The following is a 24,653-nucleotide window of genomic DNA, read 5'->3' as shown; positions in this document are numbered from 1 at the left end:
AAGGCCCTTGTAATTTTCAAAATACACATCACTATAAAAACATGGCAACCTCGTTGTCACTCATTAGGAGTGCCCATGTCTGAACTTATTATGAATGAAAAAACTGACTTAGAGCCTCAGGTTCCAAGTGTATTACCACTTTTAGCGTTACGTGATGTAGTGGTCTATCCACACATGCAAATTGCGTTATTCGTGGGTCGTGAAAAATCGATCAATGCAGTTGATGTGGCTCGTAACAGTGACAATTTAGTATTTGTAGTTGCGCAAAAAGATTCGCTTACAGAAGATATTGATCACGATAACCTTTATCAGTACGGAACTGTCGCTAAGATTGTTCAGGTCGTAAATCATGAGAATGATGAAAACTGCATCAAAGTACTGATTGAAGGGTTACAGCGCTCTAAGCTTGAAAAAATTATCGATGAAGATAGCCATTTGACTGCTGAACATAGCTTAAGTCCAATGACAATTAACGTAGATAAAGCTACCCAAGAAACTCGTTTACAAGAGTTACGTACTTTATTTGCTCAATATGCTGAAGCAAAATTACGTAATGCACGTGAACTGGTTGCAGCTGCTAATAAAATTGAAGACTTGCTACAGCTTATGTTCTTCGTGGCAACACGTGTGCCTCTAAATATTGAAATTAAACAGAAATTTTTAGAGCACGATGAGTTTGAAGCACATTTGCAAGAGCTTATGAGCTACTTGGTGAATCAATCTGCAGAACAGCAAATTGAACAAACTTTGCATGACAGCGTAAAACGCCAAATGGAAAAAAACCAACGTGAATACTTTCTAAATGAAAAAATGAAAGTCATTCAACGTGAACTTTCTGACATGAATGGCGGCGCTGAAGATGACGTTGCTGAAATAGAAAAACGTCTTGCTGAAGCTGATTTACCTGAACACGTACGTAAAAAAGCTGAAGCTGAGTTCCGTAAGCTTAAAGCAATGCAACCTGCATCTAGTGAAGCGGCTGTTGTACGTAACTATCTAGAAGTAATTTTAGATACGCCGTGGAATAAAGCGAGCAAAGTGAGTATTAACCTTGCGAAAGCTCAAGAGATTCTTGATACAGATCACTACGGCTTAGATGACGTTAAAGATCGTATTGTTGAATACTTGGCTGTTCAGTCTCGTGTTAAAAAACTCAAAGGTCCGATTCTATGTTTAGTAGGCCCTCCTGGTGTCGGTAAAACTTCACTTGGTGAGTCAGTCGCGAAAGCAACAGGGCGTGAATTTGTTCGTATGGCGCTTGGTGGCGTACGTGACGAAGCAGAGATTCGTGGTCACCGTCGTACTTATATTGGTGCGATGCCAGGTAAAATCGTGCAGTCTTTAACAAAAGTTGGCGTGAAGAACCCATTGTTCTTACTCGACGAAATTGACAAGATGGCACAAGACTACCGTGGTGATCCAGCTTCTGCATTGCTTGAAGTATTAGATCCATCACAAAACAGTAAGTTCAACGATCACTATTTAGATCTTGATCTTGACCTGTCTGAAGTGATGTTTATCTGTACTGCAAACAGTATGAATATTCCTGAAGCTTTGCTTGACCGTATGGAAGTTATTCGTCTACCGGGTTATACCGAAGATGAAAAAGTGAACATTGCTGAACGCTACCTTGTTCCAAAAGCAATTAAGAACAACGGTCTACGTGCAAAAGAGTTAACAATTCATGAAGAAGCGATTCGTGACATTGTTCAACGCTACACACGTGAAGCTGGTGTTCGTAGTTTAGAACGTGAAGTGTCTAAAATTGCGCGTAAAGTGGTAAAAGAAGCCGTAAGCAAAAAGTCTAAAAACTTACAGCTTGATATTACCTCTGCCAATCTTCCAGAATACTTAGGTCCACACAAGTTTGACTTTGGTATTGCAGAAGATGAAGCGCAAGTAGGACGCGTAAATGGTCTAGCTTGGACATCTGTAGGTGGTGAGTTACTTACCATTGAAGTTGCAGCTGTAAAAGGTAAAGGTAAATTCATTACCACTGGTTCACTCGGTGATGTCATGAAAGAGTCTATTACCACAGCAATGACTTTAGTACGTACACGTGCCGATGAGCTAGGTATTGAGGCTTCTCGTTTTGAAGAAACTGATGTACACGTTCACTTACCAGAAGGTGCGACACCAAAAGATGGTCCATCTGCTGGTTTAGCGTTAACCACTGCCCTTGTATCAGCATTTACAGGTATTGCGATTCGTCCAGATATTGCAATGACTGGTGAAACAAGTTTAGGTGGTCGTGCAATGCGTATTGGTGGCTTAAAAGAAAAACTTCTTGCAGCACACCGCGGTGGAATCAAACTTGTATTTATTCCACAAGACAATGTTCGTGATTTGGCAGAAATTCCAGCCAATGTTAAAGAAGGTTTAGAAATCAAAGCTGTAAAAAGTATTGATGACATCTTACCTTTAGCATTAGTTTCGATGCCAAAGCCTTTACCAAAAACACCCATTGTAAAACCGGTGGAAGGTTCAAAAGCAGCACGTCACTAATTGAAATGTGAAAAAAGAGAGCTTCGGCTCTCTTTTTTTTGTTACACAATTTGATTGAAAAATATCCAACCATCCTCATAATAGGTATTAAGAGTATTTAATTAAATTAAGTGCTCTTCGTTATCTATTCTTTTATAGATAGCCTTGTTTTTATTCTCTATGATCATCTGAACTCCAGACAGATGATCATTTGATCGCAGTCCAACACCGTTTTTTGGACTGCGTTTTTTATGCCTATTTTACTACCACGAACTTATCTTTTCCTCAGGTATAATGCGCAAGATGCTTTGAATGAATAGATAATATGAAAATTCGTATTCTGACCATTGGTCAAAAAATGCCTGCTTGGGTTCTCACTGGGTTTGAAGATTATTTCAAACGCATCCAACCTTTTGTGCAAACCCAAGTCATTGAACTTCCTATGGCCAAACGTGGTAAGAATGATTCAGAAGCCGATATTTTAAAATATTGCCAAGTTGAAGGCGAAAGTATTTTAAATGCGTTAAAACCGAACGAAACTTTAATTGCCCTAGAAGTTGGTGGTCGAGAACTCAGTACAGAAAAATTAGCTGACACCATGAAACTGTGGATGCTTGAAGGTAATGATGTAGTACTCGCGATTGGTGGCCCAGATGGTTTATCAGATCAGGTACGTAAAGCAGCGGCATGGCATTGGTCACTCTCAAAACTAACAATGCCACACCCTTTGGTACGTGTTTTATTAATTGAACAACTATATCGAGCGATGACTATTAATCATAATCATCCCTATCACCGTGCATAAAAACAACAACCGTTTCATTTTAGGAACAATCCGTTGAAATCAGGATACTTTTAACATGTCCTGATTTTGGCATAATGACTATCTATTATTCTGTTTTTCAACTCAGGTGTAATGCAATGGAACTACAAACCCTTCCTGGACTGTTTATTTCACATGGTTCACCCATGCTTGCACTTGACCCGGAACAAGTAGGACCTGCTCTACACCGTTTAGGTGCAAATCTTCCTACACCAAAGGCAATCATTGTGATGTCTGCGCATTGGGAGAGTAAAGCACTTGAAGTGTGTATTTCGACTCGTCCTGAAACATGGCATGACTTCCGCGGCTTTCCTAAAGAGCTATATGAAATTCGCTACAGCGCACCTGGGCAGCCAGAGCTCGCCGAAGAAATTTTAAAACTACTGGCAGATGCTCATTTTGTTGCTCATGCCAATAGCACCCGTCCTCGTGACCATGGTGTATGGATGCCTCTATTGCATATGTACCCTGACGCTGACATTCCTGTCGTCGAGATTTCTTTGCCAACCAATTTAAGCGCACAGGAAATTTATCGTATAGGGCAAACTCTCGCACCTTTACGTGACAAACAAGTTCTACTCATTGGTTCAGGTAGCATTACCCATAATCTTGCAGAGTTATCTTGGCAAGGAGACAACTCTAAAGTTCCTGAATGGGCTTCAACTTTTAGAAATGCTGTTGTTAATAAACTTACCCATCAAGATTATGATGGTGTACTGGAATGGCAGTCATTGCCTTATGTAAAACGTAATCATCCTACCCTTGAACATTTTGCGCCTTTGTTTTTTGCTATGGGTTCAGGCAATCGCTTTACGATTGTTCACAGCAGCTTCACAATGGGCTCACTAGGCATGGATATCTATCGTTTTGATTAATTATTAGCAAATACCCCGTTTTTCGGGGGTATACCATTATTTTTGTTGAAAATTAGAATAACTTACAAACTTATACATTTTAAAAACCGAAACAATCAAATGTTTACATTTTCTTTTTTTAAGAATGTTTTAAGCTTACTGCTGTTGTTTTTTTACTTGAAGTTTTTAAATGAAAATTAAATATTTAATTCTTGCGTTATTACCTTTTTCTTTGATGGCGTGTCAAACAGTTACTAATACTCCTGCTCCAATTGTATCTGAGCAACAACAAAACCTTGCAACCACTTTAGGTGAATATGCTTGGACTTATCAAAATGTAAAAGCTTCTAAACCACTTGTACTTAATTTTAATGCAGACGGTCAACTAAATATTAATACCGGTTGTAACGGTCAAGGTGGTACTTGGAAAGTTGAAGGTAACCAACTTGTTACCTCTAGTCTTGTTTCAACTTTGATGGCTTGTCAAGATGACTTGATGAAACAAGAACAACTTTCTACTAGCCTCTTTAATGAAGCAAAATTACCAATCGAAATTAGCAACAATAATGGTCAGGTGATTTTAAGCGTGACAGATAAAACTGGTCAAAAGCATATTTTCCAAGGTCAAAAAGCAGTTAATACTCAAGCTTTAACAGATTATTCTTGGTCTTATCAGCCTGAAAATACAAAAAAACCAATCGTTCTTAACTTTAGCAATGACCGTTTATCTATCGCAACAGGTTGTAACCGCCAAGGAACAACTTGGAAAGTTGAAAATAATACGATTGTAACGGCTGACGTAATGTCAACGATGATGGCTTGTGAACCTGCTTTAATGAAACAGGAACAATTCTCTAGCAGCCTCTTCCAAAAACGTGCGATTCCATTTGAACTCAATACAACAAATATTGACCAACCAACATTAACTGTTGTTGATGCGCAAGGTCAAAAATATACTTTCACAGGTAAAATGACACCTGAAGCAAAATATCAATCTGAAGGCAAAACTGTTTTCCTAGAAGTTGCTCCACAAACTAAATCATGTACTGGTGTAGCACCACAAACATGTATGCAAGTTCGTGAAATTAAATATGATGACAAAGGTGTTAAAACTTACGCTGACAAAAACTGGTCATTATATTATGGTCAAATTGAAGGTTTTGAACACAATCCTGACCAACGCGTAATTTTACGTGTAAAACGTTTTGAAGTGAAAAATCCAGCAGCAGACCAATCTAGCCTAGCAGATGTGTTGGATATGGTTGTAGAGCAAGAGTTAGTTAAAAAACCTAAAAAATAAGTTTTTAGACTAAAAAAATCCGATGCTTATGCATCGGATTTTTTTATTTTTATTCTTAGAAAATACCTTGAGCTAGCATTGCATCAGCTACTTTTACAAAGCCTGCAATATTGGCACCATCAACATAGTTAACAGTACCGTCTTCTTTTGTACCGTATCTTACACAATTGGCATGAATAGCTTTCATAATTGCATGTAGACGCTCATCTACCTCAGCATGTGTCCAGCTTAAACGAATTGCGTTTTGAGACATTTCTAAACCAGACGTTGCGACACCACCTGCATTAGATGCTTTTCCTGGCGCATACAAAATTTTGGCTTTGATAAAGTGTTCAACTGCCTCAAGTGTAGACGGCATATTAGCGCCTTCAGCCACACAAATTACACCGTTAGAAATAAGCGTTTTAGCGTCTTCACCTGTTAATTCATTTTGCGTCGCACATGGTAAAGCAATATCAACAGGAATATGCCAAGGGGTTTTACCTTCAAAATATTCAAAGCCATGTTTAGAAGCAAACTCGGAAATACGGCCACGCTTAACGTTTTTAAGATTCATGACTTCATCAAGTAATTCATCTGTAAAACCATTTTTTACATAAACAGTTCCGTTAGAGTCAGATAAAGTAACAACTTTTGCCCCTAAGAACATGGCCTTCTCTGCCGCGTATTGCGCAACATTACCCGAACCAGAAACAGAGACTGTTTTGCCAACGAAAGACTGCCCACGTGCTTTTAGCATTTCTTCTGCAAAATAAACCGTACCATAACCAGTAGCTTCTGGGCGCATTAAGCTACCACCAAATGAAATTCCCTTACCAGTAAAGACACAAGCGGTGTCATTACTTAGCTTTTTCATCATGCCTGCCATATAACCGACTTCACGAGCACCGACGCCAATATCCCCCGCAGGAATATCAGTATTCGGTCCTAAATGACGGTATAGCTCAATCATTAATGCCTGACAGAATCTCATAATTTCAGCATCAGATTTACCTTTAGGATCGAAATCTGAACCACCTTTTCCCCCACCCATGGGTAAGGTTGTAAGTGAGTTTTTAAAAGTCTGCTCAAAACCTAAAAATTTTAAAATTGATAGATTGACCGATGGATGGAAACGCATTCCGCCTTTGAATGGACCAATTGCTGAATTATATTGAACACGGAAAGCTCTGTTAACTTGAGTCTGACCTTGATCATTCATCCATGAAACACGAAATTGAATCACACGCTCTGGTTCAACAAGGCGTTCTAACAATCCCTGCTCTGCATACTCTGGATTTTTTTCAATAAATGGCCACAAGCTCGTCATGACTTCTTCGACAGCTTGCAAAAATTCAGGTTGATGCGGATCACGCGCTTGCACGTAATTCAGGAATTCATTCAGATTGTTGTATTTCAATGCACGGTCCTCAGCATAGTCATGAATTAAATTGGTGCAATACATTATTAAATGCATCATTTAGCAGCAAAATATTAAATCCCTTTCCATCAATTTTAACAATAGTTATTTTAAATTATTTTATTTATCTTAATTATCAAAAACTTATTTTTAGAAAAACTACTCAAAGATAAGAAATAGTAATTTAACTCTTCACTTTTATTGATCTATTATTGTGCAATATTAGCTACATTTTAGGTCAATTAAAAACCCGATAAATTCGTTAAAATCCATTGACCTTACTTAGGTTTTTCTTCATTATCGCATCGTTTTAACCAAGCTATTTGCCCACTATGAATTCATCTATTTCTCTCATACGCGAGATTGATGCGTTATTACCACAAACACAATGTGGTCTATGTGGACATCGTGATGGATGTCTACCCTACGCAAAGTCGATTGCTGAAGGTGAAGAAGCAAATAAATGTGTTCCAGGTGGACAACCTGTTGCTGATGCACTGGCAAATCTACTCAATCGCTCTCCATTAACCGCTGAAAGTAGCGTATGGCCTGTACAAACAGATGGTCGCCCACAGCGAATGAAAGCGATTATTCGTGAAGATGAATGTATTGGCTGCACCAAATGTATTAGTGCTTGTCCTGTAGATGCTATCATTGGCAGTGGTAAGCTCATGCATACCATCTTGACCGACTTATGTACGGGTTGTGAGTTATGCATTCCACCTTGTCCAGTAGACTGCATTGATCTGGTTGAGGACACACAAGCCTTACCAAATGAACAACAGCGTGCCGCAGAACAAAATGATTTAAGGCAACGCTACTACTCACATATTCAACGTGAAGAAAAGCGTCGCAGTCACCGTAAAGGTCCTGTGGTACGCGCTGAAATTGACACGCAACTGTTTGCTCAGTTCTCTCAGGTACTTGATGAACTACCTTCAATTGAGCTCATCGAGAAACCTAAAGAAGCCGTGTTAACTGATGCAAAAACTACAATTGAGTTAGCCAAAATCCGTACCCAAATTAAGAAACTGGAAAAACAGCTAGGTGTGCGTGAAGATGCTAAAAAGCGTCTTCAACTCGAAGAATTACAACAGCAACTCATGCAACTACAGGAGGTCTGAATGGCTGTCAAAAATATGACGAAAAAGCAGATTCAAATTTTCTTTGAACGCCTTCGCGAACAACGGCCGTCACCTCAAACCGAGTTAAAATATTCATCTTCTTTTGAGTTACTCATTGCAGTTATGTTGTCAGCTCAAGCTACCGACGTGAGTGTGAATAAGGCAACTGATAAACTTTACCCTGTGGCTAATACAGCCGAGAAAATCTACAACTTGGGTGTAGATGGGTTAAAGGAATATATTAAAACAATTGGTCTTTACAACGCCAAAGCCGAAAATGTCATTAAAACCTGTCAGATTTTAATGGAACAATTTAACGGCGAAGTTCCAAGTAACAGGAAAGACCTAGAAGCCTTGCCGGGTGTGGGGCGTAAAACCGCAAATGTTGTTTTAAATACAGCTTTTGGACAACCGACTATGGCTGTCGATACCCATATTTTCCGAGTGGGAAATCGAACTGGATTAGCCGTAGGTAAAAATGTACTTGAAGTTGAGCACCGTTTAATTAAAGTCATTCCTAAAGAATTTATTTTAGATTCACATCACTGGCTCATATTACACGGTCGTTATTGTTGTATAGCCCGTAAACCTAAATGTGCAGAATGTGTGGTTGCAGATGTTTGCAACTGGCCTGATCGTTTTGAATTTGGCGCGCAAAAACAAATTACCATTAAAAATATTGAAGCTTAAAAATATGGTTGGGTATAGGTAACATACCCAATCAATCTTACTTTAGACGCTTTTTCTGATTACGCTCTTCTTTTGCTTGTTTTTGTACCTGCCTAAGCATTTTATAGCTCTGATAACCCAAAAATATGACGAGTGCCAGACTTAGCAATACCACCAAAATCAATATGATTTTCATATTGTTCTCCTGCACTGAATGAAAGAAAAGAGCCCTCATGATGAGAGCTCCTTGTCACAAATAATATTTTAATTATTTATCTAAAATATTAAACAAGTCTGTTTGTACATCTTCAATTGTACGTAAACCATTAAGCTTGTCATAAGTCGGTGCATTCTCACCAGATGCAGCACGGCTTTGATAGAAGCCGACCAATTGCTCGGTTTCTGTATGATAAGACGCTAAACGTTTACGGATCGTTTCTTCTTGGTCATCTGGACGTTGAACAAGATCTTCACCAGTTTCATCATCTTTACCTTCCACTTTAGGGGGATTGTAAACTGTATGATAAACACGGCCAGAAGCTGGATGCTGACGACGGCCAGAAAGACGTTGTACGATTTCTTCATCAGGAACATCAATTTCAATCACGTGATCAATGCTAATCCCTTCTTTTTCCAAAGCTTCAGCTTGTGGAATAGTACGTGGGAAACCATCGAAAATGCAGCCATTTGCACAGTCAGGTTGAGCAATACGTTCTTTTACTAAACCGATAATAAGTTCATCTGAAACCAAACCACCAGATTCCATTACACTTTTAGCTTTTAGACCTAATTCAGTACCTTCACGAATTGCAGCACGGAGCATATCACCGGTTGAAATTTGTGGGACATTGTAGCGCTTACAGATCAACTGAGCCTGAGTCCCTTTGCCTGCCCCAGGTGGTCCGAGTAAGATAATGCGCATAAAAAACATCCTCATTTAAAACAATGAATGTGAAGCCTGGCAGAAAAAGTCTCATTAATCTTCAATAGATCCTGCCCGACGTCGAATTATAAGAAAGCCACAAACAAATGTATTGTACCAGCAATAAATCCGGTTACCCCACCTAGTACAATAAGAATCCACTCATCCTCCTGAAATGCAGGACGCAATAAATTCTGAAACTCTTTTGGTGTCAGTTCGCGAATACGCTCTTTAAACATTTGAAAAATCTTCTGTGCCCGGCTTGCGTTCAGCGCTGGGTCACATACGGGTCCCATCGTAATTTCAATTGAACGATCAATCAAGTCCGTCTTTAACCTTGCGTACTCTCTTGGCCCTAAAGAAAGCTGTAAAGATGTACGAACTAACGGTGTTTCCATAATTTCGTTAATATGACGCTTCACAATGCGGCGTGTCTTGTCTTTACGCGGCCCATACATCATTTCAGTCATAATTGATTTTAACGTAATCAGATCTTCAGTTACTACGCTTGAAAACACATCAGAAACTTCTTCTTGACGCTTCATAAAAGCACCTTGGACATTATAAGTGCCAATTCGAAGAACTGGTACAATCCAAGGGAACTTACGATCTTTTGTTAATCTAAAAATCTGCGGATAACGAATATAATGTGGCTCAATCGGGTTGAATACCATCCAGATTGCAATCCAGTTCGTTAAAAAGCCCCAAATCGCAGCCCAAAAAGGTACTGTCCAGTGCCATGGTACGACAAACCAGACAACCATTTGGAAAATACCAAAGAACATTCCAATTAAAGCGCTAATATGCCAAATAAAGTTGATTTCTTTTTGACCAACTTTCAAGAACATACGTACCATCAAACGGCGATCACCTTCCATTTGGCTAACCACCATTTCACGCATATTAACCAGTGACTCGACGTTCATGGTCAGCTCAGTCACTAATTCTCTTAACACGCCCGGTAATTGTTTATGCGCCTGAGCATAAATACGGCGTTTAATTGAATAAGGTAAGTTTTCCCAAAGTACAGCATTACGATCGATCATGACTTCATCAATCAGATGTTCAAGTTCAAACCCAACTTGTTCACCAATAATACGTGCCATATCTTCAGGATCCATTGCTTCTAAAAATTCACGCAATGAACCTAATTTAGATAAAGTATTGTCAGTAATAATGCCTGAGATACGTCCAGCCTTACGTGGCACGATACCTTGCCAACCTACTGGTAATGGACCTAAGTGGAAACCCCAAAATTTAATTGGGTAAAACACCATTTTTAAAGCCATCCACACGTGTGCCCATGTAACAAAGGCAGTGACGGGAATAATACTTAAAACGGCCCAAAAATCAGGTCTGTGTAAAAAGGTCTGCCACAATCCGCTGACGTACTCTAACATGTAAGACTCTCGTATTTATTTGTGCTCTGCTTATGGCGAGTTAACAATAAACTGCTTTTTTATAAACCAAAACTTAGAGAATAAGAAAATTGAATTTGTGGTTTAGTATCCGCGGCAACATTTCCATTTTGGTCAGTTAATTTTTCCGCCGCACCAATACCCACACTAAAAGTACTAATTCTTTCTGAATTCAACAACACATAGGCCAAATCGACACCAGCGCCTAAACGGGATTTATAATCACCATCGACCTCTTTACTATCGAGATGCCCAGCATAAAAACCGATATAGTAACCATTTTTATCTGTGCCGGTAAGATAATAAGGATAGCGAAACCCGACTTGGCCACCAGCAGTTTTGTCACCATTCAAAAAAGCACCAACTTTTGCATAGGCAATACCATAAGGGTTTACCCATTCGCCGTTTAGATGTAATAATTTTTGTGTAAAACCTGCACCCACATTCCACGTAGATGCCGTATGTCCTGCTAATTTTGCTTCTGGAAGAAACGAATAGTCTTGAGCATGAGCCCAACTACTTACCGTCAAAACTGCAAGTAAGGGATAAATTTTTCTCATTATTTTCTCCATTTTCCCTAATCGTATGGTGAGAACAACCCTATTCTATTGAATGAGAGACTTTAACAGAATTATTTTGCTTCTTATATACAAGTATCTACAATTTTGTTGTCTGCAAAGTCAAAACGTATCTTATTAAAAGGCAATGAAACTTTGAAAATTATGCAATATTTTAAGCTCTCTTGCGTTAGAATAAGCAGCTATTTTTCTACCCTATGTCATTAAGTCGATCCTTATGAAGCAGCACTTTCCTTTAAAAGATATCCAGCAAGAAAAGCGCATTTATCGGGGACGAATCTTTTTTGCCGTAGGTCTGGTTATCGTTTGCTTATTAGTATTGATTAGCCGATACGCTTATCTACAAATTTTTCACTACGACGAATTCTCTACAGCATCTGACAAAAACCGGATTCGCTTACAGCCACTACCACCTGCTCGTGGTTATATCTATGACCGAAATGGTGTATTGCTGGCAGACAACTATCCTGTTTTTACAGCAACTTTAAGTAAAACAGATGTGGAAGATGCCGACCATGTTGTTGAGCAGCTACAGCCTATTTTAGATCTAACACAAGAAGATATTGATCGCTTCAAAAGTCGTATAAAAACTGCTCGCAAAACTGAACGTGTCGCGATTAAACTTAATCTAACCGAAGCCAATATTGCCAAGTTCAGTGAAGCGAAATATAAGTTTCCCGGCGTAAGAATCGAAACACAAATGACCCGTTATTACCCACATGGTGAGTTATTTGCTCATGTGATTGGTTATGTAGGGCGTATTAACGATAAAGAATTAAAAAGTATTGATAAAGATTTATATGCTGGAACCAACCTGATTGGAAAAATTGGCGTTGAGAAAAGCTATGAAGATTTGCTACACGGAACACCAGGGTATGAATCTGTTGAAGCAGATGCCCACAGTAACATATTGCGCCATTTAGGCCGCAAAGACCCTACTCGCGGGAATGACCTCTATTTATCTTTAGATTATGGTTTACAAGTCGTTGCGTCTCAACAGCTCGCAGGCCGTCGTGGTGCCATTGTAGCCATCGACCCTCGTACTGGTGAAATTCTGGCTTTAGTATCTAGCCCAAGTTTCAACCCTAATTTATTTGTGACTGGTATTAACCATAAAGATTATAGTTCTTTACGTGATAGTTTAGATCAACCGCTTTATAACCGCGCTGTACAAGGTGCATATCCACCAGGCTCCACCATTAAACCAATGGAAGCCATGGGTGGTTTACACTACGGTATTGTAAACTGGTCAACAGCAATTTCTGACCCAGGTTATTTTCACCTACCCGGTGATTCGCATAAATTCCGCGACTGGAAAAAATCTGGTCATGGCATCGTGAACATGCATAAAGCCATCATTATGTCATGTGACACCTATTTTTATATTCTTGCCCATCAAATGGGTATTGATCAAATGAACCAATGGATGCGTCAATTTGGGTTCGGTCAAAAAACAGGTGTCGACTTACCAAGTGAAAGTGAAGGTCTTTATCCAAATCCTGAATGGAAAATGCGTACTCGCAAAGCCAAATGGATGAAGGGTGAAACTATTTCAGTCAGTATTGGGCAAGGTGCATTTACAGCTACACCATTACAACTTGCTATGGCAACTGCAATTACAGCCAATCATGGTTCTCATGTCACCCCTCACGTTTTACGTGCAACTCATGGTGCAAAACCATTTACTGTACGTAATGCGCCTGATGGCAAAATCAACTTCAACGGAACGGATGAAGACTGGGTTCAAATGCGCGATGCCATGATTGATGTAATTCAATCGGGAACTGGCCGAGGCATTCGTACTCCTTTGTACCAAATTGCAGGAAAGACAGGAACTGCGCAGGTTAAAAGTATTGCACAGGGTAAACGTTACAATGAATCAGCCCTGAGCGAACGCCAACTTGACCATGGCTTATTCGTTGGATTTGCACCTGCTGACAAACCAGAAATTGCGATTGCCGTGATTTGGGAAAATGGTCGTCATGGTGGTTCTGCTGCCCAACTTGCAAGACCTATTTTTGATTATTGGTTACTAACTCGTAAGAAAAATCCAATCCGACCAGCAAACCATCAAGTCAATGGTGGACTGATGACAGCTGGGATTAAGCCAGGTGAACTCTCTAGCGGCGGTGAAAGCTCTAGTCCAGCAGCAACTACCTCAACTGCACCTGCAGCATCAACACCACAAGCTACACCAGCTCGTCCTGCAACCGAGGTCGACGAATAATGAAAAATCAATTACGTATTATTGGCGGCAAATGGAAAAGACGAGTACTTCCTTTTGCTAGCATTGATGGTTTACGCCCAACTCCAGACAGAGTACGTGAAACTTTGTTTAACTGGTTAATGTGGGATATTCAAAATGCGCATGTCCTTGATGTGTGCACAGGCTCTGGCGCATTAGGTTTTGAAGCATTGTCACGTGGTGCTGCGTCTGTTTATATGATTGAACCAGACAAGACTCAGGCACGATTTTTAAAAGATAATGTTGAGCTATTAAAAGCCCAAAACTGTCATTTAATCAATGCAAATGCTCAACAAGCTTTACCCCGTTTAAAAGAACAGTTCGATGTGGTGTTTTTAGATCCGCCTTATAGTCTCGATTTATGGCAAGAACTCTCGAACTTGGCAGAGCCGCACATTAAAAAGAATGGATATATTTACGTTGAAGCTGACCGAGATTTATCTCAGCTTCACCTTCCTTCAACATGGCAGCAAGTTAAAACAACGAAAGCTGGTACAGTACACGCAGGGCTTTATCAAAAAGTAGCTGAATAAAAAAGGTAGCCTAAAGCTACCTTTTAATTTCTAAGTTATAACTAACTTAATCCAATCACTGCAACAATTGCCGCACAAGCACCTACAATTTTTTTGCCATATGGCACATATCGTGTAAGCACAGCACCTAATGCCAATCCACCACAATAAATTAAAGCCATAGCCGCAACCATACCTGTCACTAATGCAACGACATGTCCTGCATGTGCTAATTCAACCCCATGCGCTATGCCATGAAAGCTTGCAAGTAATGCCGCAGCAATTGGTAAAATACGATTTGATTTTGTCCACAGTGCAATTGCTGTAACAACTAAAGAAGCAACAATCCCATATTCAGCAACATTTGCAGGTACTAAACCTTGAGCACCAATTAAAAAACCTACAATGAGGGTAACACTCAAAGTCATTACACCTGCAACTTTCCATTGCTTAGCTGCTGACCAGAGTAAAACACCGAAAGCTAAGGCCATCACTAAATGATCTAAACCAGTAAATGGATGAATAAAACCCGCCAGAAAACCCGAATGTTCATGGTCATGCCCAGGATGTGCCATTACAAGTGTAGGTAGCAATGCAAGGAGCCCTATGCCCCATTTTTTAATGAAGTCCATAATCTCTCCTTAAGCTTTAAACAGCCCTTGTTTCTCGATAAATTGAATGATTTCTTCAAGACCATCTTGCGTTTTCATATTTGAAAATAAGAATGGCTTTTCTCCACGCATGCGTTTTGCATCTTGATCCATCACATCAAGATTTGCACCTACCATTGGCGCAAGGTCAGTTTTATTAATAATGAGTAAATCTGATTTGGTAATACCCGGCCCACCTTTACGTGGAATTTTTTCGCCACCAGCTACATCAATCACATATAAAGTTAAATCAGAAAGTTCGGGACTAAATGTTGCCGCTAAATTATCACCACCACTTTCAATAATAATGAGCTCTAAGCCTTCGAATTTTTCGCACAAATCATCAATGGCAGCCAAATTAATCGAAGCATCTTCGCGAATGGCTGTATGTGGGCATCCCCCTGTTTCTACACCTACAATACGCTCTGGCGACATCGCTTCGTTACGGGTTAAAAAGTTTGAATCTTCTTTGGTATAAATATCATTCGTTACTACAGCCATGTTGTATTTATTACGCAAGGCTAAACATAAATTAAGTGTAAGCGCAGTTTTGCCTGAACCCACCGGTCCGCCAATTCCAACTCGTAATGGACTACGTTCTGTCATGATTTTTATCCTTTTTTCCTAAACTTAAGATCTGAATAACCGTGAATATTGTGTTTCGTGTTTCATGCTCAACATGGCATAACGAGGTAAAGCGCTGCTCAATTGCTCATCATTAAGTTTTAAGGCTTTTTCTATCGCCTGTGGTACTAAACCATGTAAATGCCATAAAATTCTTTGTCCAGCCATTTGCCCTAAAGGTACGGTTTTTACCGCAGCCAGAACCTGATTTTCTAAAACGGTAAAGGTATAAGCTGTGAGCACATCAACATCTTTAAGCTCAAGGCGACCGCAGAGCTGTGCATAGACAGGTACAAAACCAAACTGCTTTTTAACCTCAACAGGTTTTTTTAAAACATCTCTAATCCATGCATTTAAAGAAAATGCCAGCTGCTGAGATTCCGCTAAAAGCTCTTTGCTTTCTCGGCTCGCCTTATATAAATTTGCCCAAACCAGAAACTGATCTTGGTCATCATGATGTTGCATGAGGCGTTTCAGTACTGGCAGCTCAAACCTTACTAACAGCATCTCCAGCACTTCTTCGAAATAAGCAATTGCCGATATTTCATCGTGTATTAAGCCAATATCAATGGCTGTTTCTACACCTTGTGAATAACAATATGCTCCAACTGGCAATGCCGTAGAAGACAGTGTCAGTAGTTGAAGTAATTGTGCCGCGTTATGAATGGACATGGTGCAAAGCTTTGATTGGGCTTAAGCGATGATCATGGCTATGCTGTGCATAGGCACCGCTTTCAGGTTCAAACGGATGATCAGTTTCTGAGACTGTAAGCCCCAGCCCTTCTACCATTTCTGCAAGCACATGATCAGGTTCAAAATACAACGCTGTAGGCGTCAGCATTAATGGTACATGTCTGTTACCGAGGTGATAGGCTGCTTTAAGCAAATCAAAATCGCTTGCTGCGCTGACTTGCATCAAACGTTCAGGCTTAGCATCAACACGTAGTACATCACCTTGTTGAGTTGCAATATATGAACCACTGCGCAAAATTCCAGTACGTGGTAAATCAGCACCAATATCTACGCCATCAGCTAAAGTTGCTCGAAATCTTGATTTTTGGCGGGTATCAAAAGTCAGTTCAACCGTTTCAAATATTTGATCAGGAGAAATATGTTCAAGGCGTTGTGTATAGATTTTCATTTAGCTCTTCTCTCCTTATTTATTTCATTCATGTGTATAAATTAATGAGGCAAATCACATCGGTAAAACTCATCAAAACAAGAAATAGCGCTGAGCCATGGGTAATACATCAGCAGGTTCACACGTTAATAATTCACCATCTGCACGCACCTCGTAAGTTTCAGGGTGTACATGCATAACAGGACAATATGTGTTGTGTTTCATGTCGGTTTTGCTAATTGCACGTGTGTTTTTACATGGGCTAATTAACTTCTTAAGGTTTAATTTTTCAGCAACTTTTTCATCGATCGCAGCTTGAGATAAAAAGGTAATGCAGGTGTTATGTACACCACGTGGATAGGCACCAAACATCGGACGGTAATGTACGGGTTGAGGTGTCGGAATTGAGGCATTAATGTCGCCCATCGGTGCCGCTGCAATCATGCCACCTTTAATAATCATGGAAGGTTTTACACCAAAAAACGCAGGCTTCCATAACACTAAATCAGCAAGTTTTCCGACTTCAATCGAACCGATTTCATGGCTTAAACCATGGGTAATGGCTGGGTTAATCGTATATTTGGCAATGTAACGTTTAACCCGATTATTATCATGAAACTCGTTATCACCCTCTAAAGGGCCGCGTTGAATTTTCATTTTGTGGGCAGTTTGCCAAGTACGTAAAATCACTTCCCCCACACGACCCATTGCCTGAGAGTCCGATGACATCATGGCAATGGCGCCTAAGTCTTGCAGAATATCTTCGGCTGCAATCGTTTCACGGCGAATACGACTTTCTGCAAAAGCGATATCTTCAGCAATTGCTGGGTCTAAATGGTGGCATACCATCAGCATATCTAAATGCTCATCAATGGTATTAATCGTATAAGGTCGTGTTGGATTAGTAGAAGACGGCAATACGTTACTTTGTCCAATCGCTTTTAAAATGTCTGGTGCATGCCCACCACCTGCACCTTCTGTATGGTAGGTATGAATCGTACGATTTTTAAATGCGGCTAGAGTTTCTTCTAAAAAACCACTTTCATTTAAAGTATCTGTATGAATCGCGACCTGCACATCAAACTCATCCGCCACGCTCAGGCAGTTATCAATGGCTGCTGGTGTTGAACCCCAATCTTCATGCAGCTTTAAGCCAATCACCCCAGCTTTAATTTGCTCTCGAATTGGGTCTGGTAAACTTAAATTACCTTTCCCTAATAGACCAATATTCATTGGCAAATCATCAATGGCCTGTAACATGGTAGCAATGTGCCAAGGTCCCGGAGTCACGGTAGTTGCAGAGGTTCCTGCTGCCGGTCCTGTACCACCTCCGACCATTGTTGTTGTACCAGACATAAGCGCAGTTTCAACTTGTTGAGGACAAATCCAGTGAATATGAGTATCAATACCACCTGCTGTTAAAATTTGTCCCTCACCCGCAATAACCTCAGTTGCAGCTCCTAAAGGAATCGTAATGTCTGGTTGGATATCGGGGTTTCCAGCTTTTCCTATTTTCCAGATTCGGCCATTTTTTAAGCCTACATCAGCTTTAACAATTCCCCACCAATCCACAATTAAAGCATTGGTAATGACAGTGTCGGCAACTTCATTGGACAAAAGCTGGGATTGCCCCATCCCATCACGAATGACTTTTCCGCCACCAAATTTAACTTCTTCACCGTATATTGTTAAGTCTTGCTCAACTTCAATAAAGAGCTCTGTATCAGCCAAGCGAATACGATCACCCACTGTTGGACCAAACATCTCAGCATATGCACGACGTGACATTTTCATAACTTAATACTCATCTCTTTCATTATCGTTGTTATGTCTAATCCAACTTGCCCATGACGCGGCCTGCGAAACCATATACTTCTCGCTTACCAGCTAAAGCAACCAGCTCAACTTCCCGAGTTTGTCCCGGTTCAAAACGAATTGCTGTACCAGCTGCAATATTCAATCGAAAGCCTTTAGCTAGCTCACGATCAAACTGTAGTGCATCATTTGCTTCATAAAAATGAAAATGAGAACCCACCTGAATAGGCCGATCGCCAATGTTGGCAACTACAACTTTTAAAGTTTGCCGTCCAACATTCAGTTCAATATCAGCATCTAGAGTAATAATTTCGCCAGGGGTCATAAATACTCCTTTTATACGATTGGCTGATGGACAGTGACTAATTTCGAGCCATCTGGAAAAGTTGCCTCGACCTGAACCTCAGTAATCATTTCTGGTACACCATCCATCACATCTTCGCGCTTTAATAAAGTTGTACCGTAATGCATTAAATCACTGACCGTCATACCGTCCCGTGCACCTTCAAGTAAAGCTGCTGAAATAAAAGCAATAGCTTCAGGATAATTCAATTTCAAGCCACGCGCTTTACGTCGCTCAGCAACCAGTCCTGCTGTAAAAATCAGTAATTTATCTTTTTCTGTTGGATTGAGTTCCATATCTCTTTCCTAAATTTCATTTATATTCTTTAAGCAAAATACGTGCTCAAAAACAGCATACTTGTTTTAACTGTTTTTTAAATACGCAATTTAACGTAATTTATGTTTTCCATATTCTTGGAAATTCTTCTTCTAAATCAAACCAATATCTACGCAATTTAGCCCGTATAGCTGCAAAAGCATCATGACAATGTCGGGCATCATTTCCCAAAAAACGGGCCGAAACCACATCATCCAATAAGGTTAATGTGACAGGTGCTTGCATGCGCATCATCAATTCACGAATGAGTTCTAGCTGTTGTTCTAAGTAAAATGATGAACGATATTTCTCTGGAACAACTGCCCAAAAGCTTCCCATCACGGCTTGATTGTTCATACCTAAACATGAACTAAGCCAACGATCTTCTCCTTCAAAATACAATGTATCTGCAACCAACAATTTATGTTCGCGCCACAATTTAAACTGGTTGTAATAACTCCCTTGAACAAAGCGCTCCGCACGTGCCTGTCGCCCAAGTACCAACATATCCCATCCAATAAAACTTGCAGCATTATCAAGATGAATATGAGTTTCTGAATGCGCTAAAGCCCCATCAAAAAGCATCGTTTCTTGTGGAACCCACTCTAAAATAGACTGATCTTTCACATGCAAATGAATATGCTGAAAAGCTTGTTTCCCATTGGTTTTGTACCATTTCCCCGCGCCTGGAGTAGTCACTACCGCATGGGCTTGATCTTTGGTTTCAATTTCAAACGTCAGATGATCTCCTCCTGCAATTCCTGCTGGTGGATGTACAATAATCGCATGACATACACCTGTTTTTTCTGGCCAGAGCATTTTTTGCACCCTAACAGGGCCATGATGTTTTCGATGACTCATTATGGTGCGTGAATTTTCAAAACAAAAACCGAGCTCGAGTTGTGCATACCAAAATGGTGCTGAAGAGTTTTTTGGAAACGGTTGTGCCTGATTCATTCTGGTTCATATGTTCAAAATAAGTGCTTAAACTTATAAGCAAAATACGCACCAAATATGAAAATAAGCCGACTGATAAAATTAGATACAATTTTTCGATTTTAATGAGTTAAAAAATCATCAATGTCTAACATAAAACCACAGTAACTTATGGAATTGTTTATACAATAGCGCCCACCGTTGCTTCCATACTTGCTCTCCATGAAACTTTTTTTCGTGTTAACCCCACTTGTCTTTTTAACTGGGTGTATTTTTGGCCAATCTAGTGAGGTCAAACGTGCAGAAAAGATCCTGCACAATTTCGAATGTAAAAATGTTGAGACAAGCCAGCTTGCAACAAGCTCGATTAATTCTTACTACCAGCAATCTTTAGCGGTAAGCAAAGAAAAAGCAACTTCATACGTAGAGAGCTACAAAAATGGTGAAGAATTATTCGACATGCCACTAGATGAAGTTTTAAAGCAACAATACCAACTCTATAAATCAGCATGTGACTCTCTAGGTGGAGTTTCAGCGCAACCGTAATTTATAAGGTATTCATTAAATCGTTTTAGTGAATACCTGCTTTTAATTTTTGTTTTAATAATTATTCCAAAATTTACTCACTTTACCTTTTGTTAAAATTAAATTACATACTTAAACTTTTATTAAGCTCTTATATTTCATAGCCTGTTGATTGCTTTTTTATTTATTTTCCGAGGTTTAGATCATCATGAAAAAAACATTATTATCAGTTGCACTTGTAAGTGCCCTTCTTGTTGCTTGTAGCAAAAACGAAAATAAAGCCGACACAACACCACAAGCCTCTGCTCCAGCACAAACTACTGAAGCGAATAACAATGCAGTAGATACTGCTCATACAGCTGAAAACTCACTAGATTGGGATGGCACATATAAAGGTACTCTTCCATGTGCGGACTGTGAAGGCATCAAAACTGAGTTAGAGTTAAAAGATGATAAAACTTATGAATTGACTGAAACTTATCTTGGCAAAGGTGATAAGAAACCATTTGAAACCCATGGTACATTTACTTTTGACAAAGATAATACTTCAGTAATTACCTTAGATGATAAAGGACAAAATCGTAAATTCTTCATTGGTGAAAATACGGCAACTGCTTTAGATATGGAAGGTAAGAAAGTTGAAGGTTCTTTAGCTGAACACTATGTATTGAAAAAATAATTATTTATTAATGATAAAAAACCCGCTCATTTGAGCGGGTTTTCTTTTGAAATCAATTCTTAGTGTGCAGCGAATTGGTTCATTGTGTTTTTAGCATCGTCATGCGCTTTAAGTGCATTGTCACCAGAGAAGATTTCTTTGTGATCATCACCGATGTCAGAACCAGCCATTGCTTGGTGTTTCACACAAGCGATACCACCACGGATTTCTTTACGTTGTACGCCAGCAACATAAGCCAACATACCTTCAGAACCGAAGTAACCTTGTGCAAGCTCATGTGTAGAAAGAGCAGCAGTATGGTAAGTAGGAAGTGTGATCAAGTGATGGAACACACCCGCTTCACGAGAAGCATCTGCTTGGAATGTACGGATCTTAGCGTCTGCATCAGCAGCTAATTCAGTAGCATCATACTCAGCGCTCATTAATTTAGCACGGTCGTAAGCAGAAACGTCTTTACCTTCAGCAACCCAACGATCGTAAGCTTGTTGACGGAAGTTTAAAGTCCAGTTGAATGATGGGCTGTTGTTATAAACAAGCTTCGCATTTGGAACAACTTCTTTAACACGGTTAACCATGTGAGCGATTTCTTCTACGTTTGGAGTCGCAGTTTCGATCCAAAGAAGGTCAGCACCATTTTGAAGGCTAGATACACAGTCAAGTACAACACGGTCAATTTGTGTGTCAGCACGGAACTGATATAAACCAGAAGGTAAACGCTTAGGACGGTGTAATTTACCATCACGTTTGATCAAGATTTCGTCTTCTTGAGCATCAGCAATGTCAATTTCAACAGTGTCTAAGAAACCGATGTATTGAGAAGCAATGTCACCTGGCTCTTTAACCACTGGGATTTTTTGAGTCAAGTCAGCGCCTTCAGAGTCAGTACGCGCAACGATGATACCGTCATCAAGACCCATTTCTAAGAATGCATAACGTAATGCATGGATTTTAGAGATGAAATCTTCATGTGGAACAGTTACTTTACCAGCTTGGTGACCACATTGTTTAGCATCAGATACTTGGTTTTCGATTTGAAGCGCACAAGCACCAGCTTCAATCATTTTACGAGCAAGTAAGTAAGTCGCTTCTTCGTTACCGAAACCAGCATCGATGTCAGCAATAATTGGCACAATGTGAGTTTGGAAACCGTCGATTTGAGCAGTGATTTCAGCAGCTTTAGCAGTATCACCAGCTTCGTTTGCTTTTTTAAGCGCACGGAATAAATCGTTTAATTCTTTTGCGTCAGCTTGACGTAAGAAAGTATAGATTTCTTCGATCAATGCAGGTACTGAAGTTTTTTCGTGCATAGATTGGTCAGGAAGGGGACCAAATTCTGAACGAAGAGCAGCAACCATCCAACCAGAAAGGTAGATATAGCGACGCTCAGTAGTACCGAAGTATTTTTTGTTCGCAATCATTTTTTGTTGCGCAATAAAACCGTGCCAGCAACCTAATGATTGAGTGTATTTGCTAGAGTCAGCATCATAAGCAGCCATATCACGACGCATAATCGCAGCTGTATATTTAGCAATGTCTAAACCAGTTTTGAATTGGTTTTGCATTTGCATACGTGCAGCATCTTCTGGGCTAATATCGCGCCAAGTGCTACCGAATTTTGCTTTTAGTTCGCGGATTGCATCAATCGCTGTTTGATATGTAGTCATGATATTGTCCTGTATTCATTTTAGGATTTCATCGATTGAAGCCTAGAGTCATGTACTTAAATTTCTTATGACACCAGCTGCTTCTTCATGAACACAGCTTAGACTTAGCCAATCAATTAATCCAATATCCTTTATTAATCTTCAGTATTTATTTAAAAAATGTACTGATAAACCGATATTATAGATAAAACCAAAAACATTAACACCTTGTTTATAAAAATAAAATTATTCTAAAGGAGTATAGAGTTTTATTCTAAAAACTTAGTAAGTCTTATTTTTATACAATTTTTGAAGTTTTTCCACCCATTTTTAACCTTAAAAGTCAATTGTAAATTAGGCTATTTTTGCCAATGTAAAAAGTCAATTTCCATGCTAGAAATTAATAAGTTATATATAAATATATTCTATTTGTCACCTTCATACTTAAAAATGTAGCAAAGATAATAAAATCGAGCCTTTGAAGTACTTTTTACCCCTACTTAATTCCTACAAAAAATGTCGTTTTTCTCATCATTTTTTCACACAATAGTTATTAGATATGGCATAATTTGAAACAATTTCAGGGTTTTATTTTCGGTATTTTTTTTATGAATCTGGAGCGAGTAGATCTTAATCTATTAATATATCTTGATGTACTTCTTCGTGAAAAAAATGTTACGCGCGCGGCCGAACAGCTTGGGGTAACTCAGCCTGCAATGAGTAATATTTTACGTCGCTTACGTAATTTATTTAATGACCCTCTTCTTATCCGTTCTTCTGAAGGGATGACTCCAACAGAACGTGCTCTTGAATTACAACCTCGTATTCGTGATGCACTTGCTGATCTCTCCATGATTTTGGAACCCCGTACCGAATTCCGCCCTTATACAAGTAATCGTGTTTTCCGCATTATGACATCGGACTATGCCGAGGCAACTTTAGTTCCTCGTCTTGTTAAAGCGCTCCGCTCTGAAGCTCCAAACGTTGTTCTTGATTTTCTTACACCAAGTGATGTGTCTTATAGAGACATGGAACAAGGTAAAGTTGATCTTGCAATTAATAGATTTAATGAAATACCGCAAAGTTTCCATCAGGTTTTAGTTTGGCGTGATAGTTTCAGTTGTATTCTTAACGACAAACACCCTGCTGTAACTCATTTGAATTTAAAAAGCTATTTAGATGCTCAGCATATCTGGGTTTCTAAAACAGGTATGGGGGTCGGTTTTGGCGTAAACCCTGATAAACAAGGTGGTTTAGGCTGGATTGATCAGGCATTAGAACGTATTGGTCAACGTCGTAAAATTTCTGTATTTACTCGCCACTACCAAATGCCAGCTTTACTTGCTCAAAACGTAGACCTTATTGCCACATTACCAACACGGATGGCACGTCTACAAACACAGAACCCTAAACTGGTTATAAAGGATCCTCCTTTTTATATTCCAGAGTTCGAACTTAAAATGGCTTGGTGCCCGTTGTTACATCATCACCCTGCTCATCGCTGGTTGCGCCAACTTATCTTATTTGTTGCTCGTCAAATGATTGAAGAGGAAAACCGTGAATTTCTAACCAATAATTCACAATTTTCTCACTATTAAATAAATTTTAATTTAATTGTCGATTTCAGGCGCTGAGCAATCAATCTGATTACCTCAGCGCTTTTTTATGTTAAAAC

General features: G+C 39.5%; 25 protein-coding genes. 11 read left to right on the top strand and 14 right to left on the bottom strand.

Going from position 1 to position 24,653, the window contains the following annotated elements; translation table 11 throughout:
• Positions 1-75: 75 nt before the first annotated feature.
• From lon to ASF86_RS00875, 4 genes are all read left to right on the top strand, one after another.
• The gene (lon, locus tag ASF86_RS00890; RefSeq protein ID WP_045434518.1) at positions 76-2,505 is read left to right on the top strand and encodes an endopeptidase La; all 2,430 of its coding nucleotides are present in this window, start codon (positions 76-78) and stop codon (positions 2,503-2,505) included.
• 304 nt (positions 2,506-2,809) lie between these two features.
• Entirely contained in the window at positions 2,810-3,289 is a 480-nt protein-coding gene (gene rlmH / locus ASF86_RS00885; RefSeq protein ID WP_056478553.1) for a 23S rRNA (pseudouridine(1915)-N(3))-methyltransferase RlmH, read from the top strand.
• Positions 3,290-3,405: 116 nt separating this feature from the next.
• The gene (locus ASF86_RS00880) at positions 3,406-4,182 is read left to right on the top strand and encodes a DODA-type extradiol aromatic ring-opening family dioxygenase (RefSeq protein WP_056478551.1); all 777 of its coding nucleotides are present in this window, start codon (positions 3,406-3,408) and stop codon (positions 4,180-4,182) included.
• A gap of 169 nt (positions 4,183-4,351) precedes the next feature.
• The gene (locus tag ASF86_RS00875) at positions 4,352-5,461 is read left to right on the top strand and encodes an META and DUF4377 domain-containing protein (RefSeq protein WP_056478549.1); all 1,110 of its coding nucleotides are present in this window, start codon (positions 4,352-4,354) and stop codon (positions 5,459-5,461) included.
• A 55-nt stretch (positions 5,462-5,516) separates the two neighbouring features.
• On the opposite strand, the gene gdhA is transcribed toward ASF86_RS00875, so the two are convergent.
• Positions 5,517-6,920, bottom strand: coding sequence for an NADP-specific glutamate dehydrogenase (gene gdhA, locus ASF86_RS00870; protein ID WP_081407509.1), 1,404 nt, complete (start codon positions 6,918-6,920; stop codon positions 5,517-5,519).
• Positions 6,921-7,192: 272 nt separating this feature from the next.
• Here gdhA and ASF86_RS00865 point away from each other — a divergent pair, with 272 nt between their 5' ends.
• Together ASF86_RS00865 and nth are read left to right on the top strand one after the other, a co-directional pair.
• The gene (locus ASF86_RS00865; protein WP_045434527.1) at positions 7,193-7,984 is read left to right on the top strand and encodes an RnfABCDGE type electron transport complex subunit B; all 792 of its coding nucleotides are present in this window, start codon (positions 7,193-7,195) and stop codon (positions 7,982-7,984) included.
• Positions 7,985-8,674 carry an endonuclease III gene (gene nth / locus ASF86_RS00860; RefSeq protein ID WP_056478545.1) on the top strand — a complete coding sequence of 230 codons (690 nt, stop codon included), beginning with the start codon at positions 7,985-7,987 and terminating at the stop codon, positions 8,672-8,674.
• A 37-nt stretch (positions 8,675-8,711) separates the two neighbouring features.
• On the opposite strand, the gene ASF86_RS20210 is transcribed toward nth, so the two are convergent.
• From ASF86_RS20210 to ASF86_RS00845, 4 genes are all read right to left on the bottom strand, one after another.
• Positions 8,712-8,849, bottom strand: coding sequence for a hypothetical protein (locus tag ASF86_RS20210; RefSeq protein WP_162234628.1), 138 nt, complete (start codon positions 8,847-8,849; stop codon positions 8,712-8,714).
• Between the two features lie 72 nt (positions 8,850-8,921).
• Complete coding sequence (gene adk / locus ASF86_RS00855; RefSeq protein WP_003652994.1) at positions 8,922-9,575, bottom strand: adenylate kinase; 654 nt, start codon at positions 9,573-9,575, stop codon at positions 8,922-8,924.
• A gap of 86 nt (positions 9,576-9,661) precedes the next feature.
• Entirely contained in the window at positions 9,662-10,975 is a 1,314-nt protein-coding gene (locus ASF86_RS00850) for a membrane protein (RefSeq protein WP_017391677.1), read from the bottom strand.
• Between the two features lie 59 nt (positions 10,976-11,034).
• Positions 11,035-11,553: a hypothetical protein gene (locus ASF86_RS00845; RefSeq protein ID WP_005042185.1), complete on the bottom strand. Its 519-nt coding sequence runs from the start codon at positions 11,551-11,553 to the stop codon at positions 11,035-11,037.
• 235 nt (positions 11,554-11,788) lie between these two features.
• Here ASF86_RS00845 and mrdA point away from each other — a divergent pair, with 235 nt between their 5' ends.
• Together mrdA and rsmD are read left to right on the top strand one after the other, a co-directional pair.
• Positions 11,789-13,798: a penicillin-binding protein 2 gene (gene mrdA, locus ASF86_RS00840; protein WP_056478542.1), complete on the top strand. Its 2,010-nt coding sequence runs from the start codon at positions 11,789-11,791 to the stop codon at positions 13,796-13,798.
• Positions 13,798-14,349, top strand: coding sequence for a 16S rRNA (guanine(966)-N(2))-methyltransferase RsmD (gene rsmD, locus ASF86_RS00835; RefSeq protein WP_056478540.1), 552 nt, complete (start codon positions 13,798-13,800; stop codon positions 14,347-14,349). The genes mrdA and rsmD overlap by 1 nt, the downstream gene beginning before the upstream one ends.
• 41 nt (positions 14,350-14,390) lie before the next feature.
• Here the strand turns inward: rsmD and ASF86_RS00830 are convergent, their stop codons facing one another.
• The 8 genes from ASF86_RS00830 to ASF86_RS00795 form a co-directional block, all read right to left on the bottom strand.
• On the bottom strand, positions 14,391-14,960 hold the full coding sequence (locus tag ASF86_RS00830; protein WP_056478538.1) for a HupE/UreJ family protein: 570 nt from the start codon (positions 14,958-14,960) through the stop codon (positions 14,391-14,393).
• A 9-nt stretch (positions 14,961-14,969) separates the two neighbouring features.
• Positions 14,970-15,584 (bottom strand): urease accessory protein UreG, encoded by a 615-nt coding sequence (ureG, locus tag ASF86_RS00825; protein ID WP_017391680.1) that lies wholly within the window; start codon positions 15,582-15,584, stop codon positions 14,970-14,972.
• A 24-nt stretch (positions 15,585-15,608) separates the two neighbouring features.
• A complete protein-coding gene (locus ASF86_RS00820) occupies positions 15,609-16,274 on the bottom strand; it encodes an urease accessory protein UreF (protein ID WP_056478537.1) in 666 nt (221 codons plus the stop codon).
• Positions 16,261-16,743, bottom strand: coding sequence for an urease accessory protein UreE (gene ureE, locus ASF86_RS00815; protein ID WP_056478536.1), 483 nt, complete (start codon positions 16,741-16,743; stop codon positions 16,261-16,263). The genes ASF86_RS00820 and ureE overlap by 14 nt, the downstream gene beginning before the upstream one ends.
• Before the next feature lie 72 nt (positions 16,744-16,815).
• Complete coding sequence (gene ureC, locus ASF86_RS00810) at positions 16,816-18,516, bottom strand: urease subunit alpha (RefSeq protein ID WP_056478535.1); 1,701 nt, start codon at positions 18,514-18,516, stop codon at positions 16,816-16,818.
• A 37-nt stretch (positions 18,517-18,553) separates the two neighbouring features.
• Entirely contained in the window at positions 18,554-18,862 is a 309-nt protein-coding gene (locus tag ASF86_RS00805; protein ID WP_056478533.1) for an urease subunit beta, read from the bottom strand.
• 11 nt (positions 18,863-18,873) lie between these two features.
• Positions 18,874-19,176 (bottom strand): urease subunit gamma, encoded by a 303-nt coding sequence (gene ureA, locus ASF86_RS00800; protein WP_056478531.1) that lies wholly within the window; start codon positions 19,174-19,176, stop codon positions 18,874-18,876.
• A gap of 100 nt (positions 19,177-19,276) precedes the next feature.
• Complete coding sequence (locus ASF86_RS00795) at positions 19,277-20,152, bottom strand: urease accessory protein UreD (RefSeq protein WP_056478530.1); 876 nt, start codon at positions 20,150-20,152, stop codon at positions 19,277-19,279.
• 201 nt (positions 20,153-20,353) lie between these two features.
• Between ASF86_RS00795 and ASF86_RS00790 the strand changes: the two genes are divergently transcribed.
• Complete coding sequence (locus ASF86_RS00790; RefSeq protein WP_005042208.1) at positions 20,354-20,677, top strand: hypothetical protein; 324 nt, start codon at positions 20,354-20,356, stop codon at positions 20,675-20,677.
• Positions 20,678-20,864: 187 nt separating this feature from the next.
• Positions 20,865-21,335, top strand: coding sequence for a copper resistance protein NlpE (locus ASF86_RS00785; protein ID WP_056478528.1), 471 nt, complete (start codon positions 20,865-20,867; stop codon positions 21,333-21,335).
• Between the two features lie 59 nt (positions 21,336-21,394).
• On the opposite strand, the gene ASF86_RS00780 is transcribed toward ASF86_RS00785, so the two are convergent.
• Positions 21,395-22,999 (bottom strand): isocitrate lyase, encoded by a 1,605-nt coding sequence (locus tag ASF86_RS00780; RefSeq protein ID WP_003653024.1) that lies wholly within the window; start codon positions 22,997-22,999, stop codon positions 21,395-21,397.
• 587 nt (positions 23,000-23,586) lie between these two features.
• Between ASF86_RS00780 and ASF86_RS00775 the strand changes: the two genes are divergently transcribed.
• Positions 23,587-24,576 carry a LysR family transcriptional regulator gene (locus ASF86_RS00775; RefSeq protein ID WP_003653025.1) on the top strand — a complete coding sequence of 330 codons (990 nt, stop codon included), beginning with the start codon at positions 23,587-23,589 and terminating at the stop codon, positions 24,574-24,576.
• Positions 24,577-24,653: the final 77 nt, after the last annotated feature.

Source organism: Acinetobacter sp. Leaf130 (assembly GCF_001423205.1).
Lineage (GTDB): Bacteria > Pseudomonadota > Gammaproteobacteria > Pseudomonadales > Moraxellaceae > Acinetobacter > Acinetobacter calcoaceticus.
This window is presented reverse-complemented; position numbering and strand designations above follow the sequence as displayed.